Source organism: Streptomyces sp. NPDC085927, assembly GCF_044540975.1.
Taxonomy (GTDB): domain Bacteria; phylum Actinomycetota; class Actinomycetes; order Streptomycetales; family Streptomycetaceae; genus Streptomyces; species Streptomyces hirsutus.
Genome location: NZ_JBITSN010000040.1, coordinates 1 through 6,301 on the forward strand (window position 1 = coordinate 1; position 6,301 = coordinate 6,301).

Below are 6,301 nucleotides of genomic sequence, written 5' to 3' on the forward strand. Positions count from 1 at the left end.
TCGCTGCCATTGCTGTCCGTTGCTTGTCCAACCCACTCATGCCAGACCAACGAACCATCAATCGGAAAGCCACGGTTTATTGATCTGCGAGCCCTAAGAGGTCCTAACGGCCCACGCCCCGGCTGTGATTACCACCCTCTGGGCCGTCACTTCCCGGTCCTCCGCCCGTACCTCCTCGAACGCGGCCAGCCGGGCGAACGGCCCGAAAGGGTGACCGTATGACCGACCCGCACCTCAACCACGAACCGGCTGAGCACCGGCGTCACGCCCACTACCTCCAGGCTTTGGACGTCGCCCCGAAGGCGGAGGAGGCCGACTTGGTGACTGCTGTGCTGGGTGACGAGGACGTGCAGATGGCGCAGAGCGCGGTGGTCCACCACCTCGGCCGCCGGGCCTCCCAACTGTTGACCGACGCCCGGTTCACCGCCTGGGCTCACGCCATGGCCGAGGTCATCGGGGCCCCCCTTCCTCACCCGCCGCCTGAGCGAGTGGACCCTGCTGAGATCCGTCGCCCTGGACGAGCCATGGGCCGCAGAGGAGCTCATCACCGCATCCGACTGGTTCCAGCGGACCGCTGCGGCCGCACGGATCGTTACCTCATGTGACGCCCTTACTCTGCTCGCCGAACAAGGACGAACCCGTCGCGTCCGCAACGCGGCGAGCCTCCGACTCCAACATCCGAATCGAGCACCGAGTTGACGTGATCCACAGGTCCTGACAGTTCCTCCGTTTCCCAGCGCCCAGATGCTGTTGCTCAGGAGTTGACTGCACCTTGCAGCTTCTTGTGCTGCTGATTGGCAACGGCAACAGGGACAGGCTTACCTGCGTCTTGGTCCATGAGATAGGTGGCGAAGGCACCGCCTGTGCGAACGACAGTCATGACGTTTCCCTTGCCATCGGGAGCAAGGGCGTTGGTAAGCACGTAGTTGACGGAGTCGTCTCCGGCCTTCACCTGGGGAAGCGGCCGCACGCTGAACCGGTGAGTCCAGCCACGCTTGGATGTGGCGGTGAACTCGGTGCAGTTGGACAGGGCTTGCTTGAGTTCAGCCATCCATGCTCGGGCAGCCTTGTCTTCGTGGCTGGTCAGGGTCAGGCTGCCGGGCGTCGCGTCTGCAGGCGCGCCTTGGGGCTTCATGGTCGCCCAGACCATTGCGTTACGCGGATGCCGGGGATGCACACTCATCATGTCGGCGATCGGACGGCACGCAGCCGTGTCCGCTGTGACGACGTCCTCGGCTTCCAGAAGAGCCAAGTCCTGCGGCACGGCTACGAAGCCCGGGAGTTCTCCGCCGTCAGGCAGTGCCTCCGTCAGGTCTGCCTCAGTCAATGGCCGTTGCGCGGATGCGGAGGACTGGGTCCTGCTGGTGGGGCCGCCTACTGGACCGCAGGCTGTGGCGGCCGCAGAGATGGCTGACAGGACGGCGAACGTCAGCGCGCGTCGTATGCCGTTGTGCACAGGCAGCCTTTCATCGTCGCGAGATCGCCTCGTTGAAGGCTCGTTGTCGCATGGTCAGCAGATGATGCCAGGGCCTGAGACAGGAAGCACAGGGATTAACTGACCCAAAGGCCTTGACTGTTCATTAATGAGGACAATAGAAATCTTCGCGCATTTCACTAATGAATGATTTTTCAGCGTTGCCGCTCCAAGGTGAGGACACCGTTGGGTGGTCCAGTCGGGTCCGAAGCAGCGAGCGCCTTGCGCCGCCGCGGTCCTGGATGCTGGCCGCCATGACATGGACGGTCAGCAGCAGGCCGAGGGTGTCAGTGAGCGGCCCTTGGCTTTCTTGCCCACGTCGAAGCCACGGGTGTCTGCCGGGACGGTTTCTGCAGTGCGTATCGACTTCGAGTCGATCAGCCCGGCCGTGGGCTCGGCATTCCGGCCCTCGCCCTGACGGACCTGGTTGCGCAGGGCATCGTGGATGCGAATGACCGTGCCCGCGTCGTGCCAGCGCACGAAGTACCAGTACACGGTCTGCCAGGGCGGAAAGTCGTGCGGCAGCTGTCGCCAAGCGCACCCTGTTCGCACCGCATACATGATCGCGTCCCCGTCCGCCGGCGCGGATGCTTCTCCCGCCGCCCGCCCTTCGGTCCTGTTCGCGGCGCAGACGGCAGCAGTTCCAGCAACGCCCACTGCTCGTCGGTCAGGTCCGGCGAATACCGCTTCCCAGCACCACTCACGTCCGGTTCTACGACCATCCGCACCCTGAGGCACGGCAGATCCCAAATACCCTCTCAGACGCGGGGTGTCTCAGGCGGCTCCTCGCGCTGAGGACGGCAGCGAGTCCATGGCCTGCGCCCGCGCCGCGCCCCTGTGGGTCCGTGGCGCGGGGGATGCCGTTTTTCCAGTTCAAACCGTCGGGTGCTGCGCGACGGGGACGGGTTCTCCTGCGGCGGCCGCCTTGGGTCCGCGGCGATCGGCGATACGGACACTGGGTTCCGGCCCGTTGGGAGAGCCTCGACGGGTGGGACGTCGAGAGCCGTGTCCTCGGCAGGCGGCCTCGGAAACCGTGGGCACGTGACCCCATGGAGACGTACGCGACGCCACGGTTCGTCCCGCCCCGGCCGGCCGCGGCCGGTGGCCCACCGGACCAGGGGCGGGCCCCGACTCCCCGGAGGCAAGGGCAGCAGACTCCCGGGCCCCGACGCGTCACCGCTCTGTCACAGAAGACCGGCGGGCCGCAACTTTTCCTGTGCGTCATGGATCCAACCTGTGTCCGCGACCCCCGGTTGACCCGCACACGGGAGCAGATCATGACCCACAGACGTTCCACGGCCGTTGCTGCCGCGTCATTCCTGCTGCTGAGCGGTGTGGCCCTCACCGCCGCGCCCACAGCCTTCGCGGGCACGCCCGGAGGCACCTACGCCGACGACCGCAACAGCGACTTCGACGGCGACGGCTACGACGACGTCCTGACCGGCGCTCCGGGCGGCACCGACGGCGGCAAGAAGGGGGCGGGCTACGTCACCGTCCAGTACGGCGCCACGAGTGGCATAGGTACCGCCACCAGCATCCCCCGGGTCCGCACCGCCGTCTTCGGTCAGGCGACCGCGGGCGTCCCGGGCTCCGCCGAGTCCGGTGACGGCTTCGGCACCGCCGTGGCCACGGGGGACCTCGACGCCGACGGCTACGACGACGCGATCGTCGCCGCACCGGGTGAGGACGAGGGTTCCGTGAGCGACGCGGGCCGGGTGACGGTCCTCTACGGATCCCAGGCCGGACTGACCCCCGCCCGCAGCGTCACCCTGGGGTCGGGCGCGCCCGCGGCGGACGCCCGGTTCGGCCTGGCCGTCGCCGCCGCCCGGCTCTCCGGAACCACACCGGGCGACGTCCTTGCCGTGGCCGACCGCGAAGGCGCTTCTCTGTTCGCCTACGGCGCCGGCTCCCTGGAAGGGGCGGGCCGACTCGACACCGCCGGTGTTCCCGGCCGCGACTCGATGCAGCCCGCTTCCCTGACCACCGGAAACTACGACGGCGACGGATACGCGGACCTGCTCGTGTCCGGCAGCAGCCTGGAGGAGGACTACAGGCCACGGTCCTCCCTGTACATGGGCGCCGCAGACGGGCCGGCCTACACCCGCGGCCTCGCCGGCGGCTCCGCCACGGCCTCCGGCGACATCGACAACGACGGATACGACGACCTGGTCTACGGCAAGCCCGACAAGCCCGAGGACGAGAACGAACCCCTCACGGGCGGAGTCGTCGGCGTCTACCTGGGCTCCGAGAACGGCATGGACGACGTGAACGAACTCGGCACACCCGACCAGGTGTGGACCCAGAACACTGCCGGTGTGCCCGGCACCGCCGAACTCGGCGACGCCTTCGGCGCCGACGTCTCCCTCGCCGACATCGACGGCGACGGGTACGCCGATCTGGCCGTGGGCGTGCCGGGCGAGGACGTCGGTACCGTGGCGGACGCGGGCGGGGTGCGAATCCTGCGCGGCTCGGCCACCGGGCTGACAGCGGTGGACGCGAAGTCCTTCGACCAGAGCTTGGCGGGCGTGCCCGGCACGGCGGAGAAGGGGGACCGCTGGGGCGGACAGGTCCGGCTCGCCGACACGGACGCCGACGGCCGCTCCGAGCTGCTGGCCGCGGCACCCGGCGAGAACACCGACGACGGGGTGGTCTGGTGGCTTGCCGCCTCCACGACCGGGACGGTGAGCACCGGATCGTGGTCGTACGGCGGAGGCTCGCTCGGCGCTTCCGGAACCGACGCGCGCTTCGGTACGTCGATCGACGAGTGACTCGGCGCCCCCGACGCTCCGCTGATCATGTGGCGGACAGGTCCCGTCACAGGGTTCATCAGGGGGTGGCGCAGGTCTGTCACGGGGCGATGCCGGCGGTGTTCGGTGGTATTCGCGCCCCGTCCACGCTGGGCACGTTCCTGCGTGTGTTCACCCACGGACATGCTCTTCGACTTCACGCCGTCCACCGCCGGTTCCTCGCGGAACTGGCCACGCACACCCACTCGCCCGCCGTCCGGCCCGCTTGCGGTCACAGCAACTCCTTCACTGCTTGATGACGCTCAGGACTCCGCCCGGGATGCTCGAAAGAGTTTGCCGAGCCCGGTACCGGACAGGCCACATTGCACCACGGGGCCCCGGGCCCGCCGCGCCCATCAGCCTCTCTCGGGCCCTGCGCGGCCAAGGGCCCGCCCTCGAGTCCTGCGCTTCGGCATGCTCCGGACGCGGTTATGTGGCTGCCAGGAGGATGGCCGTGTAGTGCGCGCTGAAGGCGGCGATGGTCAGGGCGTGGAAGACCTCGTGGAAACCGAACCAGGCCGGGGAGGGGTCGGGGCGCTTGAGTCCGTAGACAACGGCGCCCGCGGTGTAGAGCAGGCCGCCGGCGATGACGAGGGCGACGACTGCGGTGCCGCCGGTGCGCGCGAAGTCGGGCAGGTTGAAGACGGCCACCCAACCCAGCGCGATGTAGCACGGGGTGTACAGCCAGCGGGGAGCCCCGATCCACAGGATGCGAAAGGCGATGCCGGCCAGGGCGCCCGCCCACACCAGGGCCAGCAGCACCACCTGCCGGCCTGCGGGCAGCAGCAGTACCGCCAGCGGGGTGTAAGTGCCGGCGATGATCAGGAAGATGTTCGCGTGGTCCAGCCGCCGCAGGACCGCCTCCCCGCGCGGACCCCACGTCCCGCGGTGGTAGACCGCGCTGGTACCGAACAGCAGGCAGGCCGACACCGCATACGCTGAGCACGCCGCCACGGCCGCCGCCGAGCGCGAAACGGTGATCAGGACGATCCCGCCGACCAGCGCCAGGGGGAACACACCGGCGTGCAGCCAGCCGCGCAATCTCGGCTTCAACGCAGCTGCCGCGCGCTCCACCCCGCCTTCCAAACCGGCGGCTGCCTGCCCGGCAGTCAGTCGACCGGCTGCGCCGGAAGGCGCATCAACCGCCGGAGTGCGCAGGGCGTCGGGCATGCTGCCGGGGCCGGGCTGGGGCTCCCGTCCGTGGGCCGACGGCTGAGTGTCTTCGGCGATCATGCGCTCGTATTCTTGAATCGGTGGAGTACGGCCGGGCGCGTCGCCGCGGGCCACGGGTCAGATGCCGGCTGTGTGCAGGGATACGGTGCGGCGGTATTCGGCGTTGATGCGCTGGGCTTCCTCGAGCCGGTCTTCGAGGATGACGATGCGGCAGGCTGCCTCGATGGGAGTCCCGTGGTCGACGAGTTCCCGGGCGCGGGCCGCGATCCGCAGCTGGTAGCGGGAGTAGCGGCGGTGTCCGCCCGCAGAGCGCAGCGGGGTGATCAGACGGGCGTCCCCGATGGCGCGCAGGAAGCCCTGCGTGGTGCCGAGCATCTCGGCGGCCCGGCCCATGGTGTAGGCGGGGTAGTCGTCGTCGTCGAGACGGCCGAAGGAATCGTCTGCTGTCATCTGACCTCTCTGTAAAACGCGTGGAGGGCCCTGGCGCCGTACGGCGCCAGGGCCCGAAGGAACTGCTACACCATCTGCCGGCCCTACTACTGCGCCGGCCTTCTGTCACCGCACACCCGGCCCAAATGCTGCCGGGAATGCTGGGATCGCGGTTGCTCGACCGGAGACCACCTCACTATCGATGTCCTGCGGTACCCGGGCTCAGACTTCGACCCGGGCGATCCTGATGGCGTCCACTTCCTCCGTTCATTCCCTCATTGCCGGTACTGCTCTCCTGCGTACTGCTGGTGATGCGAACTACTGGTGGCCTGTTACAGCGCCATTCTTCGGCAGCCGGCCCCGTCGCCCGTCCTGCAACTGCTCCGGCTTGGAACCCCACTGCCGAACCTCCCGGTGCGCGCGCCCGCAGCCGACGCCT

General features: G+C 68.7%; 6 protein-coding genes. 2 read left to right on the forward strand and 4 right to left on the reverse strand.

Annotated features, from left to right (window positions below; all coding sequences use genetic code 11):
• Positions 1–218: 218 nt before the first annotated feature.
• On the forward strand, positions 219–605 hold the full coding sequence (locus ACIF80_RS37395) for a hypothetical protein (protein WP_399813483.1): 387 nt from the start codon (positions 219–221) through the stop codon (positions 603–605).
• A 149-nt stretch (positions 606–754) separates the two neighbouring features.
• On the opposite strand, the gene ACIF80_RS37400 is transcribed toward ACIF80_RS37395, so the two are convergent.
• Together ACIF80_RS37400 and ACIF80_RS37405 are read right to left on the reverse strand one after the other, a co-directional pair.
• The gene (locus ACIF80_RS37400) at positions 755–1,327 is read right to left on the reverse strand and encodes a hypothetical protein (protein ID WP_399813485.1); all 573 of its coding nucleotides are present in this window, start codon (positions 1,325–1,327) and stop codon (positions 755–757) included.
• 414 nt (positions 1,328–1,741) lie between these two features.
• The gene (locus ACIF80_RS37405; protein WP_399813487.1) at positions 1,742–2,035 is read right to left on the reverse strand and encodes a transposase; all 294 of its coding nucleotides are present in this window, start codon (positions 2,033–2,035) and stop codon (positions 1,742–1,744) included.
• A gap of 716 nt (positions 2,036–2,751) precedes the next feature.
• Between ACIF80_RS37405 and ACIF80_RS37410 the strand changes: the two genes are divergently transcribed.
• Positions 2,752–4,242, forward strand: a complete 1,491-nt coding sequence (locus tag ACIF80_RS37410; protein WP_399813489.1) for an FG-GAP repeat protein — start codon at positions 2,752–2,754, stop codon at positions 4,240–4,242.
• Positions 4,243–4,689: 447 nt separating this feature from the next.
• Here the strand turns inward: ACIF80_RS37410 and ACIF80_RS37415 are convergent, their stop codons facing one another.
• Positions 4,690–5,493, reverse strand: coding sequence for a hemolysin III family protein (locus tag ACIF80_RS37415; protein ID WP_399813492.1), 804 nt, complete (start codon positions 5,491–5,493; stop codon positions 4,690–4,692).
• 57 nt (positions 5,494–5,550) lie between these two features.
• Entirely contained in the window at positions 5,551–5,883 is a 333-nt protein-coding gene (locus tag ACIF80_RS37420) for a MerR family transcriptional regulator (protein WP_399813493.1), read from the reverse strand.
• Positions 5,884–6,301: the final 418 nt, after the last annotated feature.